General features: G+C 37.5%; 17 protein-coding genes and 1 pseudogene. 17 read left to right on the top strand and 1 reads right to left on the bottom strand.

Annotated features, from left to right (window positions below; translation table 11 throughout):
* Positions 1-407: 407 nt before the first annotated feature.
* The 16 genes from FGQ85_RS16780 to FGQ85_RS16705 all read left to right on the top strand — a co-directional run bounded on the left by FGQ85_RS16780 (position 408) and on the right by FGQ85_RS16705 (position 15,331).
* The gene (locus FGQ85_RS16780; protein ID WP_171028005.1) at positions 408-860 is read left to right on the top strand and encodes a hypothetical protein; all 453 of its coding nucleotides are present in this window, start codon (positions 408-410) and stop codon (positions 858-860) included.
* A 12-nt stretch (positions 861-872) separates the two neighbouring features.
* Entirely contained in the window at positions 873-1,442 is a 570-nt protein-coding gene (locus tag FGQ85_RS16775) for a transcription termination/antitermination NusG family protein (protein WP_138374044.1), read from the top strand.
* Positions 1,443-1,535: 93 nt separating this feature from the next.
* Positions 1,536-2,060 carry a transcription termination/antitermination NusG family protein gene (locus FGQ85_RS16770; RefSeq protein WP_138374043.1) on the top strand — a complete coding sequence of 175 codons (525 nt, stop codon included), beginning with the start codon at positions 1,536-1,538 and terminating at the stop codon, positions 2,058-2,060.
* On the top strand, positions 2,057-2,587 hold the full coding sequence (locus FGQ85_RS16765) for a PglB (protein ID WP_138374042.1): 531 nt from the start codon (positions 2,057-2,059) through the stop codon (positions 2,585-2,587). The genes FGQ85_RS16770 and FGQ85_RS16765 overlap by 4 nt, the downstream gene beginning before the upstream one ends.
* A 40-nt stretch (positions 2,588-2,627) precedes the next feature.
* Positions 2,628-3,251, top strand: a complete 624-nt coding sequence (locus FGQ85_RS16760; RefSeq protein ID WP_087252705.1) for a sugar transferase — start codon at positions 2,628-2,630, stop codon at positions 3,249-3,251.
* Positions 3,252-4,151 carry an NAD-dependent epimerase/dehydratase family protein gene (locus FGQ85_RS16755; protein WP_138374041.1) on the top strand — a complete coding sequence of 300 codons (900 nt, stop codon included), beginning with the start codon at positions 3,252-3,254 and terminating at the stop codon, positions 4,149-4,151.
* Positions 4,148-4,930, top strand: a complete 783-nt coding sequence (locus FGQ85_RS16750; protein WP_171028004.1) for a glycosyltransferase family 2 protein — start codon at positions 4,148-4,150, stop codon at positions 4,928-4,930. Before FGQ85_RS16755 ends, FGQ85_RS16750 begins: the two co-directional genes overlap by 4 nt.
* 17 nt (positions 4,931-4,947) lie before the next feature.
* The gene (locus FGQ85_RS16745) at positions 4,948-5,757 is read left to right on the top strand and encodes a glycosyltransferase family 2 protein (RefSeq protein ID WP_171028003.1); all 810 of its coding nucleotides are present in this window, start codon (positions 4,948-4,950) and stop codon (positions 5,755-5,757) included.
* 43 nt (positions 5,758-5,800) lie between these two features.
* A complete protein-coding gene (locus FGQ85_RS16740) occupies positions 5,801-6,892 on the top strand; it encodes a glycosyltransferase (RefSeq protein WP_171028002.1) in 1,092 nt (363 codons plus the stop codon).
* A 12-nt stretch (positions 6,893-6,904) separates the two neighbouring features.
* Positions 6,905-8,179, top strand: coding sequence for an O-antigen ligase family protein (locus FGQ85_RS16735; RefSeq protein ID WP_138374038.1), 1,275 nt, complete (start codon positions 6,905-6,907; stop codon positions 8,177-8,179).
* Positions 8,180-8,261: 82 nt separating this feature from the next.
* On the top strand, positions 8,262-9,119 hold the full coding sequence (locus tag FGQ85_RS16730) for an ATP-grasp fold amidoligase family protein (RefSeq protein ID WP_138374037.1): 858 nt from the start codon (positions 8,262-8,264) through the stop codon (positions 9,117-9,119).
* 48 nt (positions 9,120-9,167) lie between these two features.
* Positions 9,168-10,682 carry a polysaccharide biosynthesis C-terminal domain-containing protein gene (locus tag FGQ85_RS16725; RefSeq protein WP_138374036.1) on the top strand — a complete coding sequence of 505 codons (1,515 nt, stop codon included), beginning with the start codon at positions 9,168-9,170 and terminating at the stop codon, positions 10,680-10,682.
* Between the two features lie 66 nt (positions 10,683-10,748).
* Positions 10,749-11,507, top strand: coding sequence for a hypothetical protein (locus FGQ85_RS16720; RefSeq protein WP_138374035.1), 759 nt, complete (start codon positions 10,749-10,751; stop codon positions 11,505-11,507).
* 1 nt (position 11,508) lies between these two features.
* The gene (locus FGQ85_RS16715; RefSeq protein ID WP_138374034.1) at positions 11,509-12,909 is read left to right on the top strand and encodes an APC family permease; all 1,401 of its coding nucleotides are present in this window, start codon (positions 11,509-11,511) and stop codon (positions 12,907-12,909) included.
* Between the two features lie 61 nt (positions 12,910-12,970).
* On the top strand, positions 12,971-14,050 hold the full coding sequence (locus FGQ85_RS16710; protein ID WP_138374047.1) for an NAD-dependent epimerase/dehydratase family protein: 1,080 nt from the start codon (positions 12,971-12,973) through the stop codon (positions 14,048-14,050).
* A gap of 30 nt (positions 14,051-14,080) precedes the next feature.
* Positions 14,081-15,331, top strand: a complete 1,251-nt coding sequence (locus tag FGQ85_RS16705) for a nucleotide sugar dehydrogenase (RefSeq protein ID WP_138374046.1) — start codon at positions 14,081-14,083, stop codon at positions 15,329-15,331.
* A gap of 87 nt (positions 15,332-15,418) precedes the next feature.
* Here FGQ85_RS16705 and FGQ85_RS16700 read toward each other — a convergent pair whose 3' ends face one another.
* Entirely contained in the window at positions 15,419-16,468 is a 1,050-nt protein-coding gene (locus tag FGQ85_RS16700; RefSeq protein ID WP_138374033.1) for a helix-turn-helix domain-containing protein, read from the bottom strand.
* 696 nt (positions 16,469-17,164) lie between these two features.
* On the opposite strand from FGQ85_RS16700, the pseudogene FGQ85_RS16695 reads away from it, so the two are divergent.
* Positions 17,165-17,421, top strand: a pseudogene (locus FGQ85_RS16695) (hypothetical protein); the annotation flags it as partial.

The raw sequence follows: 17,421 nt of genomic DNA, 5'->3' as shown, positions 1-17,421 counted from the left end.
TACTACAAAATATGAATTTTTCAAGGTACTATAGGTACAGGGCACAACTAATTATATAGTTTCGACCCCAACATCATTATTATAGCACAATAAGTAAAAAAAGCAACGAGATTATCTTCTGCAAAGGCAGAAAACAGTCGAATTTACCTGTCCACAATGCTGTCCTTTACATATTTTAAACAAAATAGGGATCTATTTGCCGTCAAAAATCTCGTCTGTACGACAGAATTTTTCCTGAGCAGTCATAAAATCACATTTTCTTTTTCCAAATTCTTTTCTTTTTATTTCACGTCAGAAAAAAACGTCAGCCAGAATACCGCTTAGAAAATATACCTTACTACCATGATATATCTGCCCTTTCGCAGAGTAAAAAACTTTACGAAAAGGGGGAAGCAGCCATCTGGTATATGCTGCATTGCGTAAAGGGACAGGAAGAGGAGGCCGTGCAGAAATGGAAACAGCAGGATTCCACTGCCAAGGCACAAGCATTTCTGTTTACATTTGAGCGAATGAAACGGTATGAGGGAAGCTGGCATTCTCTGCATGCACCGCTGTTCCCGGGCATGTTTTTTCTGGAAAGCGAAACAGACTGCGTTCCACGGGATCAGGAAGTGGTTCCGGTGGATGAAGAGACAGAAGCATTTCTGCGCAGACTTGGTGGAGCGGATCATTATGTTCCCATGTCCAGAGGCATTATCCTGGACGGTGTGACGATAGTGACAGAAGGCCCTCTTGTGGGAAACGAAGCAAGAATCAGGAAAATTGACCGGCATCGGCGTCTTGCGAAAATCGAAGGACCGTCTGAACTCTGGAAGAATGAAGGATTCTGGACCGGCCTTGAGATTACGTCAAAAAGCTGAGAGGTGTAGAGTATGGAAAACTGGTATGCACTCAGGACTGTACCCGGAAAAGAAGAAGCAGCGGCAGAGCTGTTACGCCAGACGGTAGCTCCTGCACTGTGGGATGTCTGCAGCGTATTGAAAAAGCAAAAACTGTTCCGTGCAGATGGAAAGCTGATTCTGGATACGGAACTGATGTTTCCGGGATTTATTTTTGTAAAAACAGATCAGATGGGAGAACTGGCAGAAGTTCTGGAAAGATCGAGAGAATACCCACAGCCTGTCGGAGGAAAAGAATGTCCAGTCCGGATTGAAGAGGAAGATCTGCACTTTCTTCAACAAGTCTGTGGAAAACGGCTGGATGTTCCAATGGGACTGTCGGAAGTCGAAGCAGATGATGAGGGAAATCTGATCCGGGTCGGTGGAATTCTCAAACCATATTCCGGGCAGATTGTCAGGAAACGTCTGAGAAAACGTTATGTACTGGCAGAAGTAGGGCTCTTTGGAAGACAGGAAACGATTCTGTTTGGAATCCGCCTTCCGGGAGATCAGATCTGGCAGGACGATAGAAAAATACAGCAGCAAACATTTTCACGACAGTAAAGACTGCCGGGAAAAGAACTGCCGTAAGAAAAGGGAATGAGTTCGGGGCGCAGGCCGTGAAATGGCGAAGCACGCCCTTTTTCAGGAGGGACTATGTGGTACGTGATACAGGTGATGACCGGAAAAGAAGAGGAAATGAAAACGATCATCGAAAGCAAGCTTCACAGAGATCTCTATGAAGACTGCTTTTATATAAGAAGAGAGAGGATCTGGTGTCTGGAAGGACAGAAGATCTGCCATGTGGAAACCATGTTTCCGGGGTATCTCTTTGTCACAACAAAAGATCCGGAAGCCCTGTACTGGGAACTAAAACACATCCCCGGACTTACGAAATTACTGCGGGCCGAGGAAGACATCTTTCTTGCGGTTTCATCAGAAGAACAGGAATTTCTTGAGAATCTGATTGATGGAGACAAGGAAAAGATTGTCCGGCTGTCGGATGTAGAGCTGGACGACGAGAAGAAGATTCTTTCGGCAGAAGGACCGCTGAAACATTATGTTGGAAATATCGTAAAGAAAAAGATACGTCTTTGCTATGTAATGATAGAAAAAGAACTGTTCGGACAGAAAAGGAAGATACTGATCGGGATCCGGACGAGGGAGGAGAGAAAGCAATGAAAAACCTGCTGATTTTAGGCGCAGGAGGACATGGACGTGTAGTAGCTGAAACGGCCAGAGCTATGCGGGACACAGAAGGCAATCCGGTATATGACAAGATTGACTTTCTGGACGATTTGAAACCGGGAGCAGTTGGGAAAATCAACGACCTGCCGGTATTTAAAAAAGAATATCAGGATGCATTCCCGGCAGTGGGGGTGTATCAAAAACGGCTGGAACTGTATTCAAGAGCGAAACGCTTTGGATTTACAGTTCCAGTTTTGATTCATCCAGAAGCATATGTCAGTCCGTCGGCAACGATCGGAGAAGGAACGGTGATTCTTCCTAAAGCGGTCGTACATACGGAAGCGACGATTGGAAAGGTATGTATTCTTTCGATCGGAAGCCTGACCGATCATGACTGTGTGCTGGAAGACGGCGTCCATCTGGACTGTGGAGCAATTATCAAAGGAAGCAGAATTCCGGAGGGAGAGAGGATACCCTGCGGGATGGCGATAGAAAATCAAAAAGAAATGAGAAAGGGATAAACAAGGGGGAGATATCCTCTTTGGAAATGGGAGTGTAGTCATGAGGAAGAAAAACTATCTGAAGAAAAAGCAATATCTGGACATCTATTTATCTTTGATGGCGCTGGTGTTCCTGTCGCCATTCTTTCTTGCGCTGATGATCGCAATCAAACTGGATTCACCAGGGCCGGTCTTTTTTAAACAGAAGCGCGTAGGAATTCACAAAAAACATTTTTACATTTTGAAGTTTCGGACCATGCGGACAGATACGCCGAAAGATATGCCGACTCATCTTTTAAAAGATCCGGATCAGTATATTACAAAAGTCGGAAAGTTCCTGAGAAAAACATCTCTGGATGAGCTGCCGCAGATCATTAATATCCTGAAAGGCGACATGGCGATTATCGGGCCGAGACCGGCACTCTGGAACCAGTATGATCTGATCGAAGAACGTGACAAGTACGGAGCAAACGATATTCTTCCGGGACTGACCGGATGGGCACAGATCCATGGAAGAGACGAACTGGAAATTCCGGAGAAAGCAAAACTGGACGGCTATTATGTGGAGAACTTAAGCTTCGGCTTGGATGTGAAATGTTTCTTTGGCACGATCCTTTCTGTGCTGCGGTCAGACGGTGTGGTAGAAGGCGGAACCGGAGAGATGAAGAGGAGAGGTAAGAAATAGATGAAACGAGTATTGATTACAGGGAAAGACAGCTATATCGGAACTTCTTTCATCAACTGGGTGAAGGAAAAGCATCCGGGAGAATTTGAAACAGAAGAACTGGATATGATCGACGGCACATGGAAGGAAAAGGATTTTTCCGGATATGATGCCGTTTTTCATGTGGCAGGACTGGCCCATGCGGATGTAGGGCATGTATCTGCGGAGACAAAGGCATTTTACTACAAGATCAACCGGGACCTGGCGATTGAAACAGCAAAGAAAGCAAAGGCAGACGGAGTAAAACAGTTTGTCTTTATGAGCAGCATGATTATTTATGGAGAGAGTGCAGGAGTAGGAAAACGGAAAGTAATTACCAGAGAAACGAAACCTCATCCGGCAAACTTTTATGGCGACAGCAAATGGCAGGCTGATAAAGGCGTGAGAAAACTTCAGGATGAAGAGTTTCATGTAGCAGTGGTCCGTCCTCCGATGATTTACGGAAAAGGAAGTAAAGGGAATTATCCGGTACTGGCCAAGCTGGCAAAGAAGCTTCCTGTTTTTCCAGATGTAAAAAACGCCAGAAGTATGCTGCATATTGAAAATCTGTGCGAGTTTTTAAGTCTGTTGATGGAAAGCGGGGATGGAGGAATCTATTTCCCACAGAACAGAGAATATGTACGGACAAGCCAGATGGTCAAACTGATTGGCAAAGTCAGTGGACATAAAGTACAGGTCACAAAACTTTTAAACCCGGCAGTATGGATTGCAGGAAAAATACCGGGGAAAGTATCCGGTTTGGCAAACAAAGCATTTGGAAACATGGTGTATGAGAGAAGTATGAGTGACTGCTTTGACAGGAAGTACCAGATTTGGAATCTGAAAGAAACAATAAAAAGGACTGAGGGAGAAGAACGATGATAAAAGATAAGGAATATGAAGTTATTGATGAACAGGTTTCTATTATTATGCCTGCCTATAATTGTCAGGATTTTATAGGAAAGGCGATTGAATCAGTGATAAATCAAACTTATCCAAATTGGGAACTGATCATTGTGGACGACTGTTCTTCGGATCAGACTGTAGAGATAATTAATGATTATGCAAAGCAGGAAAGCAGAATCATTTTAAAAAGAAATAAAGAGAATCGTGGAGCAGCTTATTCAAGGAATAAGGGGATAAAGTATGCGCAGGGAGAGTACATTGCTTTTTTAGATAGTGATGATTTATGGGATCAAAAAAAATTAGAAATGCAAGTTGATTTTATGAAAAAAAATAAAAGTCTCTTTTCCTGCACCTATTATAGAAAAATCAATGAAAAAGGGGAAGAAACAGGGCAATATATTAAGGATAAAAGCAAGATATATTATATGGATTTGTTGAAAAATTGTCCGGGAAATTCGACAGTTATGTATAATGCTAAAATTCTTGGCAAAACATTCATTCCTGATATAAAAAAAAGAAATGACTATGTAATGTGGCTGAAGGTTATTAAAAAAGCGGGGCATATGGAAACTATGAATTGCGTACTTGGAAGTCATCGAGTAAGAGAGGGATCATTATCAAAAAATAAGTTTGATCTTGTTAAATATCACTGGTATGTATATCGGAAGATTGAAAGGTTAAATTTGGCTTACTCTTCTTACTTGATTTTTTATTGGAGTCTAAAAGGAGTAAAAAGAAGTATTAAAATAGGATAAATATGATGGAGGGCCAAATGAAAGTAGAAGTATTAGTGGCAGCTATGAATCAAAAAAATACCGATTTAATCCTAAAAATGAATTTACAATCAGATGCCATTATTGGGAATCAGTGCGATAGAAATGAAATACAAAAGATTAAATACAATGAAAGCAGTATTACATATTTATCTTTTAATGAAAGAGGCGTTGGGTTAAACCGTAACAATGCATTGCTTCGAAGTACCGGAGATATACTCTTATTTGCTGATGATGATATGAAATATGTAGATAACTATGTTGCTTTGGTGAAGGAAGCATTTAAAAAAATACCAAATGCAGATGGAATTATTTTTAATATTGTCACAGAAGGAGGAAGAGTAAATAGAAGGAAAAATTCAGAAATTAAGCGAGTACATTTTCATAATGCTTTAAATTACGGGACTGTAAGATTGGCAGTTAAAAGATCTAGTATTTTAAAAAATAGAATAGCTTTCTCTGAATTGTTCGGAGGCGGTGCTATGTTTTCATCTGGTGAAGATAGTCTATTTATTTGGGATATGCTTTGCAAAGGATTAAAGTTATATACATATCCGGTCACTATAGGAAAAGTGCAACAATATGAGTCAACATGGTTTCATGGATATACAGATAAGTACTTATATGATAAAGGAGCATTGTTCAAAGCTATTGGAAAGCAATTATCAGTTGTATTATGCGTTCAACTCCTTTTACGGCACAAAGAAATGTATAAAAATAAATCATTTATTGATGCTTTAATGATAATGATTAAAGGAATAAAGGGATACAAAAAATTAATTCCTTATGAGGAATATTCAAAAAAATAATTTTAGTGGATTAAAGAAGTATAGAAGAAAGTGGAAGATAAACATGAGCAAGCATATATTATTTATATTCCGTAATATGGGTACGGGTGGTGCACAAAAAATAGAAGCATTTGTAGCAAATACGTTAATTAATAATGGATATAAAGTTACGGTGCTAAATATGGCAAAAGAAAGATGCTCAGTGGCGATAGATAAAGAAATTCCCGTTTATAATCTGTTTTTTGATAATGTTGAAAATGAAAAGAACAGTATTAAAAGAGCTGCAAAAAAAATAGCTTATCTAATTCAATTGAGAAAAGCTATAAAAAAAATAAAACCTGATTTGATCTGTGTATTTTTAAGTGACATTGTAAGATTGACTGTATTAGCAATGTGGGGTACAAAGATACCGATCATAGGATCTGAAAGAGGAGATCCTTATCAGTTTTCTCCAAAGAAATTGAAACAATATAATTGGGCATATAATAAGTGTGATGGGGTAGCGTTTCAGCTAAAAAAAGCAGAAAAAGCGTATAGTTTAAAAAGAAACATAAAAAAAGTAATCATAGAAAATCCATGTATACCAAGAGAAGAAAGTTTCCCTGAAAGAACGGGGAATGAGCATATTATATTAACGGCAGGACGTTTAGCAAAGCAAAAAAGATTTGATGTATTAATAGATGCTTTTTCAATTGTATACAAAACACATCCAGAATATAAAATGTTTATTTATGGAGATGGGCCATTAAAAGATGAACTAAAACAACAAATCCGGAAGAGAAAATTGGAGCAATCTGTTGTGTTGGTAGGTAATGTTAAAGACGTTTTTCGAGAAGCAACTTCAGCAGAATTTTTTGTTTTATCATCGGATTTTGAAGGGATTCCAAATGTATTAATGGAAGCCATGGCAATAGGATTTCCATGTATTTCTACAGATTGTAGCCCAGGCGGAGCAGAGATGTTGTTACAAGGTGGAAAAAGAGGGATTATAGTTCCAAGAGAGGATTCTATTAAAATGGCAGAAACAATGATTCGGTATATAGAACATCCTGAACTTCAAAAAAAATATTCCCAAAGAGCTAAAGAAATAATTGAGGAGTACAGTCCGGAACGAATACAAGAAAAATGGCTTGACTTTTTTAAAGATTTTATATAAAAGAGGAGAAAAATGGGGAAATTTACAATTACATTTCAAAAGAAAAAGACATATTCGGTACCACAGATCCTCATATGCTTATTAATTATTATAATACCACTAACATCGGTATTAAGTAGCATTATTGGTATAGCGGGAGCAATCAAAGATTTTATCTGTTTGTTATTATGTGCTTATGCCGTTTTAAAATGGAGAAATCAAATTTTATGGGTTTCATTATGTCCTATATTGTATTTTCTACTAGTTATATTAGGTGCTATATTTAATGATAATATTTTTGAATCAGTTCGGTATCGCTGTGAATTCGCGATTGCTTTTGCATTATTTTTTTCAGCATTAAAGCTTAATAAAAAAAACAGAGAACTTTTGATAAAAAGTATCATATATACGATTTATTTTATAGGGGTAGTAGTTGCACTTATAGCTGTAATTGAGTTTTTTAATCCAAATTTAGTTCATAGAATTTATGGAAATAATTTAACACAACATATGTCTTTAATTTTTGGAACAAACACATCAAGTCGTCTTATATCAACTATGGCCAATCCTATAAACCTGGGACTACAAATGTCAATTTCTTGTGCGGCATCACTAGGATTATTCTTTTGTGATAGTACTAGTAGAAAAAGCAAAATAATATATATATGTTCAAGCTTATTATTTGTATGGGTTATTGCATTTACATATAGTAGAACCGCTTATTTTGTTGTCGCAGTTATTTTCTTCAGTTTTCTTTTATTACAGTTAAGGACAGTTAAAATACAGAAGAAAGTTTTAATTTGTGCATTTGGAATCATAGCACTTGTCATTTTGTATCAATTTATAATGAATAATGCAACATTATCAGCACGAATAGGAAATATAAGTTTTCAGGAGTTTTCTACTAACATAAGATTTAATCGTGCAGTATCAGCATTTGAAGCGTCTGATAAAACCCTGTGGGGATATTTATTTGGATTTGGAATAGGTGATACAGTAGGAGAAAGTGGACAGTACATTTTTGAATTTGGATTAGCCTCCTTACTCTATGAAACAGGAATTGCGAGTTTAATTATTTATATTATTGTGATAGTAAAGGCTATTATTAGTTGCCGTTATATTTTGAATCAGGAGTGCTATACATTATTTGAAAAAGTGGCAGCTTCAATGTTTCTTAGTGTTATTTTAGGGTTTTGCGCAGCGATGGCTACAGAAGATGTCTATATGCAACTACCATATAATATGTATTTGTGGCTAAGCGTATTTGTCGTAGAAAGAATAAAAGTAGACGGAAGGCAAACCAGTTAAAAAGTAGTTTAATAGTTCTCAAAAAGGGAAATTAGGTAAGTTAAATATATTTTGTGGAAATAATGAAAGGAAAAATGTAAGTATGAAATTAAAACGAGCATTTATGAATTATTTACCAGATAAATTGTACTTAAAATTAGTGTTTCGAAGAAGGATGGGAAAGAATTTAAATTTAAAAAACCCAAAGACTTTTAATGAAAAAATCCAATGGCTTAAGTTATATGACAGAAGGCCAGAGTATGTCGCAATGGTTGATAAATACAAAGTAAGAGAATACATAGCGGAAACTATTGGAGAAGAATATTTAATTCCATTACTGGGAGTATGGGATAATCCGAATGAAATCAATTTTGAAAAGTTACCAAATCAATTTGTTTTAAAATGTACTCATAATTCTGGAACAGGGTTATGCATATGTAAAGATAAATCTAAACTCAATATTAATAAAGTTAAAGGAGAGTTACAAAAAGGATTAGAACAAGATTATTACTTAGCTGGAAGAGAGTGGCCTTATAAAAATGTTCCAAGGAAAATTATTGCAGAAAAATATATGGTAGATTCTGAAAAAAAAGACTTGATTGACTATAAGGTTCATAACTTTAATGGTGTACCAAAAGTGATTTTAGTATGCTCAAAGCGTTTTAAAAAAGAAGGTCTTAGACAAGATTTTTTTAGTCCGGATTGGAAAAGAATGGGTGTAAAGCGTCCAAATCATCCTGTAAGTGATGAAGAAATAAAAGAACCTAAGAATTTAAAAGAAATGCTTTGGATATCTGAAAAGCTTTCTAAAGGATATCCCTTTATGAGGACTGATTTTTATGAGATAAATGGGAAATTATATTTTGGGGAAATTACACTATATCCAGCAGGTGGATTCAGTAAATTCTCACCAGAAAAATGGGATGATAAGTTTGGAGATTGGTTGAAACTTCCAAATTAAATCAGTAGATAAGCGTGAAAAAAACAGTTTACGTGAGGAGGAACGATAGTGAGAGGAAAAAGACTAGCAATTAATACTTTATCATCCTTCATATTTCAAATATGTACAATCGTTTGTGGTTTCATTTTGCCACGAATGATTTTAAAAAATTTTGGATCAGAAGTAAATGGATTAGTCAATTCTATTACGCAGTTTTTGGGAATCATTTCATTTTTAGAATTAGGTGTGGGGGCAGTTATACAATCATCCTTGTATAAACCGCTTGCTGATAAAGATAATCTTCAAATTAGCAAAATTGTTGTATCAGGTCAAAAATTTTTCACAAAATTGGCTATTATCCTTTTGATATATGTTGTTCTTTTGATGGGTATTTATCCATTTGTCGCGAACCAGAATTTTGGATTTGTATATACAGCAACTCTAATAGGAGTTATTAGTATTAGTTCGTTTGCGCAATATTATTTTGGGATTGTTAATCGCCTTTTATTAAATGCAGATCAGAGAGGTTATGTTTCATACAATGCTCAAACCATTACTTTATTACTGAATACAGGTGCGTGTTGCATATTGATGAATGCTGGGGCCTCAATACATATAGTAAAGCTTACTACTTCACTAATTTATGTGGTTCGCCCATTATTTCTAATGTTATATGTAAAGAAGCATTACCAGATAAATTGGAAAGTAACATATGAGGAAGAGCCAATAAAACAAAAGTGGAACGGTGTTGCTCAGCATGTTGCAGCAGTGGTGTTAGACGGTACGGATAATGTTGTTTTAACACTTCTGGCAGGCTTAAAAGAGGTATCAGTTTATTCGGTATATAATCTTGTTGTAGCAGGAGTAAAGCAGCTCATGCTATCCATGACAAATGGAATATTGTCGTTAATTGGCGAGTTGTGGGCAAAGCAGGAACTAGAAAATCTACGTAAATTTTTTGGATGGGTCGAGTGGACGTTGCATACAGGGACGGTATTTGTCTTTGGAGTAACGTCCGTTTTGATTGTACCATTTGTTAAAGTGTATACACAAGGTATCTCTGATATCAATTATATTCAGCCATTATTTGGGATGTTACTTGTTGCTGCAAATGCAGGACACTGCTTGAGACTTCCTTATAATATGATGATTTTAGCTGGCGGGCACTATAAACAGACACAAAGTAATTATATTATTGCAGCAGCTATTAATATTATTGTATCTGTTCTTGCAGTTAGAAAATGGGGATTGGTAGGTGTGGCAGTTGGAACAGTTATTGCAATGTTTTATCAGACTGTTTGGATGGCATTGTATGATTCAAGAAATTTGATTCAATGGCCATTTAGAAATTTTTTAAAACAAATGTTTGTAGATATTATATCAGTAGTCGGTATTCATGTTGCAACGACTTCCTTTATAATGACGGAAACTAATTATGTAGCATGGGTTATATTAGCCGTAAAAGTAGCAATTGTAGCATGCTTAGTGATAGTAGTCGTTAACATGATTTTTTATCGATCTAATATGCTTCGTGTCATTGAAAAGATAAAAAGGATAGTTGGGAATATATTTTGTAAGAGATAAAAAGAAAAATATAAGATAGATTTTATAAAGGGAGACAAGATAAGAAAAAGAGAAGGAGAGTAATTTATGGAACTAGTAACAATATTATGGTCTGGAGGCTGGGATGGTACTTTTAGATTTCTTCAGCTAATGCAGCATGAGGAGATTGAAATTCAACCAATTTATGTTATTGATCCAGGACGAGCAAGTACACCATATGAACAAAAGGCTATGAAAAAAATCATTTTGGAAGCCCAAAAAAGATTTCCTGCAAAAGTGCGGGAAATTCAATTTTATGAAAGAGACTGGATACTGAAGAATTGTAAAAACGAAGAAATCAGTAATGCATATCAGTATCTGAGAAAAAAATATAACATAGGGACACAATATGAGTGGTTTGCTTTGTTATGTAATAAATTAGGAATAAAAATGGAAAGCTCCGTGGTACATCAGTACCATGGTAAGGTAGAGGATGCTATAAATGCAGAAGGGAAATTAAGTTTAGTAGAGAATGATTTCCTTACGGAAAGATATTGCGTAACCAAGAATGGAGAAAAAGATGCGGCATTTAAGGTTTTTGGAAACCTGATATTGCCTGTAATTAAATTGACAAAAGAAGATGAAGAAAGAATAGCAAAAGAGAATGGATGGCTAGATATTATGAAATTAACATGGTTCTGCCATACTCCGATTAATGGAGAACCATGTGGCCTTTGTAGTCCATGTGATGATGCAATGAACACAGGAATGGAATGGAGAATGCCTAAAAGTGCTAGGTTTCGCTATAAATACAGAAAAATTTTCAGGGTATTAAGAAGACTGAAAGGAAAGATGAGGAAATTGTAACATGGGCAAAGAAAAAAAGCTTGAGAAAAGACTTTCATCTTTGAATGTATGGTCACTGGCGTTAGGATGCATTATTGGGTGGGGAGCTTTCGTAATGCCTGGGGAAACATTTCTGCGTCAAGCTGGACCAGGAGGAACGGCAATTGCAATTAGTATTGCTGCGGTGATCATGATTCTTATTGCGTTCAATTATAATTATATGATTAATAAATATCCTATCGCAGGTGGAGAATTCACATATGCACAGAAAGCTTTTGGAGATAACCATGCATTTGTTTGTTCATGGTTTTTAGGAATCTCATATTTAGCTATTGTTCCGCTAAACGCAACAGCATTGGCGCTGATTGGACGGAATCTCATGAATAATGTCTTTCAGGTTGGTTTCCATTATCGTTTTGCAGGTTATGATGTCTACTTAGGAGAGATTCTTCTAGCTGTTGTAGCATTGATTCTTTTTGCATTTTTAAGTATTCGAGGAGTAAAATTTGCAGGTGTTTTTCAAACGGTGCTTGTCTTTGCACTGGTTGGAGGGATATTAATTATAGCGATTACAGCGCTTATACAAGGGAAGGTTACTTTGGAACGTCTCAGCCCGGGCTTCTATCCTTCTGATACAAATGGGGCAGGAGTGTTTGCTGTAGTAGCGGTTGCACCGTGGGCATTTGTTGGATTTGATACGATTCCACAGGCAGCAGAAGAATTTAAATTTTCTCCCCAAAAGACGAAATTCATAATGGTTTTATCGATCCTTTTTGGAGCCTTAGTTTACGTGATCTTAAATACAATAACAGCTGCAGTTATTCCTGAAACGTATGATAGTTGGGTAGAGTATATTGATGATTTGCCTCAATTAGAAGGATTAATATCGCTGCCGACCTTTCATGCGGCATATCAGCTGTTGGGAAATGTGGGTCTGGTTTTCATTGGATTGGCTGTATTGGCAGCAATTTTATCTGGAATTATCGGATTTTATATGGCAGCAAGCAGACTGCTTTATTCTATGGCTAATGAGAAAGTGCTTCCTTCATGGTTTGGAAAACTTCATAGTAAATATAGTACGCCGGCAAATGCAATTGTTTTTATTATGCTAATTTCTTTGCTGGCTCCTTTTTTTGGAAGGACAGCACTAGGATGGATTGTTGATATGTCATCAATCGGTGCGGCGATTGGATACGGATATACATCGGCAGCTGCTTTTAAGTATGCGATAAATGAAAAAAATAAATGGATTATGGTTACAGGACTGATAGGGATTATCATGTCTCTCTTTTTTGTTGTCTTGTTACTTATACCAATTCCAGGATTGGATTGTTCACTTGGGCAAGAATCATATTTTTGCCTCGTGATTTGGAGTATATTAGGAATTTTCTTTTATTTTTATTCTAAGAAGAAATATAAATAATTAGAAAATTAGTAAAAATTTGTAATTATGAGGAGTGAAGCGTTCAGTGAAAGAGAAAAAAATGATATTAAAAGACAAAACTATCCTAATCACCGGAGCCGCTGGTTTCATCGGTTCCAACCTGGTCTTAGAACTTCTAAGAGCTGACGACCCGATACATATCATCGGGATCGACAACATGAATGACTACTACGATGTCAGTATAAAAGAATATCGATTAGAAAAAATCAAGTCCATGTCAGAATCAAAACCAGATTCGACATGGACTTTTATTAAGGGCTCAATTTCAGACCGGGATCAGATTAATGCGATATTTGATGAATATAAACCGTCAATCGTAGTCAATTTAGCAGCACAGGCAGGCGTTCGGTATTCCATTACAAATCCGGACGCTTATATTGAATCCAATATGATTGGATTTTACAACATTCTGGAGGCGTGCCGTCATTCTTACGATAATGGACAGCCAGGTGTAGAACATCTTGTATATGCCTCTTCATCCAGTGTATACGGATCCAATAAAAAAGTTCCGTACAGTACAGAAGATAAAGTAGACAATCCGGTCAGCCTTTATGCAGCGACTAAGAAGAGTAATGAGCTGATGGCACACGCTTATTCCAAACTTTATAACATTCCGTCCACAGGATTACGATTTTTTACCGTTTATGGGCCAGCCGGGAGACCGGATATGGCCTATTTTGGTTTTACCAATAAACTTCGGGAAGGAAAAACGATTGAGATCTTTAACTACGGAAACTGCAAAAGGGATTTTACTTATGTAGATGACATTGTGGAAGGTGTGAAGCGTGTAATGGCGGCACCGCCTGAAAAAAGAACCGGGGAAGATGGTTTGCCGGTTCCGCCATATGCAGTATACAACATCGGAAATAGTAATCCGGAAAATCTGCTTGAGTTCGTTGATATTCTTCAGCAGGAATTGATCCGTGCAGGCGTTCTTCCGGAAGATTATGATTTTGAAGCTCATAAAAAACTGGTACCAATGCAGCCGGGAGATGTTCCGGTTACTTATGCAGATACATCCGCATTGGAACGGGATTTTGGCTTTAAGCCGTCAACCCCGCTTCGGGAAGGACTGCGGAAGTTTGCCGAGTGGTACCGGGAATTTTATATGAACAAATAAAACAAGAGTGAAAGAGAAAGGAATATGAATATGAGGGAATTTCATGAGTTAAAAATTGCAGTAGCAGGAACTGGTTATGTAGGATTATCCATTGCAACATTACTTGCACAGCATCATCATGTTACAGCGGTAGACATTATTCCGGAAAAAGTAGAACTGATTAATCAGAAAAAAAGTCCGATTCAGGATGATTATATTGAGGAATATCTGGCAAACCATATACTGGATCTGATTGCTACTACAGATGGAGAAAGTGCATATCGGGATGCAGATTTTGTTGTGATTGCAGCACCAACAAATTATGATTCCAAACGGAACTTTTTTGACACATCGGCAGTAGAATCTGTCATTGAACTGGTGATGAAAGTCAATCCGGATGCTATGATGATTATTAAAAGTACAATTCCGGTCGGCTATACACGACAGATCCGGGAAAAATACCAGACCAAAAACATTCTTTTCAGCCCGGAATTTTTAAGGGAATCCAAAGCATTATATGACAATCTGTATCCGTCAAGAATCATTGTCGGAATTGATCCGGAGGATGAGAAGGTAACAGAAGCAGCTCATACCTTTGCGAAGCTCCTTCAGGAAGGCGCAATCAAAGAAAATATCGACACGTTATTTATGGGATTTACGGAAGCCGAGGCGGTGAAATTGTTTGCGAATACATATCTCGCTCTTCGTGTTTCCTATTTTAATGAGCTGGATACTTATGCAGAAATGAAAGGCTTAAATACAAAGGAGATTATTGATGGAGTATGTCTGGACCCAAGAATTGGAAGCCACTACAACAATCCATCCTTTGGATATGGCGGATACTGTCTGCCAAAAGATACGAAGCAGCTTCTGGCAAATTACGCAGATGTTCCAAACAATCTGATCGAAGCCATTGTAGAATCCAACCGTACAAGAAAAGATTTCATTGCAGACAGAGTGCTTGAGATTGCAGGTGCATACGAAGCAAACAGCAGCTGGTCGCAGGAAAAAGAAAAGGAAGTCAAAGTCGGCGTATTCCGTTTGACTATGAAATCCAATTCCGATAATTTCCGCCAGAGTTCCATTCAGGGTGTTATGAAGAGAGTCAAGGCAAAAGGAGCAACCGTAGTTGTCTATGAGCCGACACTGGAAAATGGTTCTACTTTCTTTGGAAGTAAGGTGGAGAATGATCTGGAAACCTTTAAAAAAGAATGTGATGTGATCATCGCAAACCGTTACGATTCCTGTCTGGATGATGTAAAAGACAAAGTTTATACAAGAGATTTATTTGAGAGAGATTAATACTGTATCTTAAATAGATAGCTGATCTAAAAATGCAACTCTCCATATCAAAGGGAAACAGGAGCCCATTTGGTATGGAGAGTTTTTTTATTTTAACTCGTATTTTGAACGCAGATCATTCAGATCTGTATATCCAATAAGCTCTTCTTTCTGCAATCGGCCGATAAGAATGCCGACATCGATTCCAAGTTCCGCGGCATATTGGAGTAATGCATTTCTTGAAAAATCACCTTTTGAAACAATCATTTGAAACTTCTGTTCCGGGATCAGGATATCTTTGGAAAACTGATTCGCTGCATCCTCATCTTCTTTTGAAGTTCCATGCGGCTGATTAAGATGACCATTTAAAATATGTCCGATTTCATGAAATAGGCTGAACCAGAATTTGTCAGCAAATTTTCCACGGACGGTTAGACCCATTACGATTTTATTTCCGTCCTGAAGTGTAGCACCATGAAGAAAGGAACCGCCAATATGTGGAAGAAAGATCAGGGCAATTCCACAGTTGGATAAAAGTTGTATCAGATTCGGAGCAAAAACTTCAGGTGCAAGAGTAGTCATAGCTCGTATAGTTGAGAGAGAATCTTTTAAGTATTTCAGATTGATCGGAGCAGTTTCGCGGGATCTTGCTTCACGCTTTGCCTGCTGAGCCCAGGCTAAAAAAGCGTAGTCACTTTTGGAAGTAGAAGACAGCCTTCTGCATGCGATTTTGTTGAGCTTTTCATCTTCAATAAGGGTAAGCTGAACCACCTCAAAAAACTTTCTGAGATGGATTACCTTTTCGGTTGATTTACGAGTATCTGGAATCCACCCGTTTTTAGCCATTTCCCGGTAGGGAAGCTTTCGGACAATCTCAATATCCTGTTCCATATGATTTTCTGCATTTGCTTTCAGTATCTTCTCACGATAGATGATCTCCAGGTTGTTCCAGAACTTTGCGGGAACTCCTAAAACCAGTTCCAGACGCTCCGCGACATCAGGTGTCAAAGCAACCTCTCCGTGAATCAATTTGCTTACATGTTTTTCAGATAAATCCATACGAATTGCAAACTCTTTCTGGCTCATATCTCGATCTTCTAATTGTTCCTTAATGGTTGCCCCCGGTGGCGTGGCAATGTAAGTACGACTCTTTACCATGATAGTTTTCCCCTTTGAGTGCTGCGCATAGTTAGTTTAGTGATAATCCACGATTTCGATAATGTTTGCTGTTTGCTTTCCGTGCTTTTTCTCTGCCTGTGAAACATCCGTGCAGATCTTTTCAAGTTTTTTAGTCCTGTATGTGATTTTCAATAGGTCACCTCGATTCAATTTACCTGTGAGGTAAATTTATTATAGCGTATAATTGGTGAATGGTCAAGAAATCAAATGAACCTGTGAGGTAAATTTAATTAGTAATGTGGATGAGATTTTGTGGAGTATCTGAAGAAGATAAAGTGGATTTTCTTAAGATTAAAACGGAATTGATAATATCAGAGAAATGTGAAAAGATGTATTCATTATAACACGAAAAATAGAAAGCAACGAGTATTTTTTTGATATATGGAAAGGGTAAAAATGGTCGAGTTTTTTTGTCTTTTCGTTATTGGTATGTTACTCTATCTATATCTGAAAAGCATTCGCTTTTCGTATTTCTAAGGCGTTCGCCGAATTATTCAAATCTTATTATTGTATACGGCAGATCTAATGGCTGGCAATCGGACAGTTTCTTTTTCGCTTTTCTATCAGGATCATTTATTCCCTAAACCACTTTTTCCGATGGCAAAAATATGCTACACTTACAGCATACAGAAACATCCTTTTCCAGCGGATGAGAAGCCGGGAAAGGATCGAATTATGAGAAAAATCAAAAGAAAAAGAAAGACACAAAATAAGAAAAGACAAACTGCCCGAAGCGAAGATTTTATCATGAAGCCTTCCGTGGACTGGTGCTTCAAAGAGCTGATGAGAAATCCGAAGACGAGAAAAGGATTTATTGCAGTGCTTTTGCAGGTTAAGCCGGAAGAAATTGATGAAACGATCCTGTTGGAAAATGAGCTTCCCAAAGAAGCAGAAGAGGAAAAGCAGGGAATTCTGGATGTGCATGTATGCCT

The organism is Pseudoflavonifractor sp. BSD2780061688st1 E11 (assembly GCF_005844125.1).
In the GTDB taxonomy this organism is placed as follows: domain Bacteria; phylum Bacillota; class Clostridia; order Lachnospirales; family Lachnospiraceae; genus Sellimonas; species Sellimonas catena.
This window is presented reverse-complemented; position numbering and strand designations above follow the sequence as displayed.